This window comes from Halorubrum sp. SP3, assembly GCF_005435195.1.
In the GTDB taxonomy this organism is placed as follows: Archaea; Halobacteriota; Halobacteria; order Halobacteriales; family Haloferacaceae; genus Halorubrum; species Halorubrum sodomense.
Genome location: NZ_SGTU01000664.1, coordinates 1 through 248 on the forward strand (window position 1 = coordinate 1; position 248 = coordinate 248).

Genomic DNA, 248 nt, shown 5'->3' on the forward strand with positions numbered 1-248 from the left:
GTGGGGATCCCGGCGCCGGAGAACTGGTGAGGGGACTCGTCGTACCGGGACTCCGGCGCCGGGATCCCCACCTCTCTGAGCATGTCGATCGCCTCTTCCTTCGCCTCCTGAGCCCCCAGGTCGCGGTTGATCTCGATGAACTCCCGGAGCTGTCCCCCGACCGTGAACACGGGGTTCAGCGACTCCATCGGGTCCTGGAAGATGATCGCGATTTCGCGGCCGCGGATCCGCTTCCGCATCTCCTCTTC

1 pseudogene is annotated in these 248 nt (G+C 65.7%); it reads right to left on the reverse strand.

Annotated elements, in window-relative coordinates:
• A pseudogene (locus EXE42_RS17885) lies at positions 1–248 on the reverse strand (ABC transporter ATP-binding protein); the annotation flags it as partial.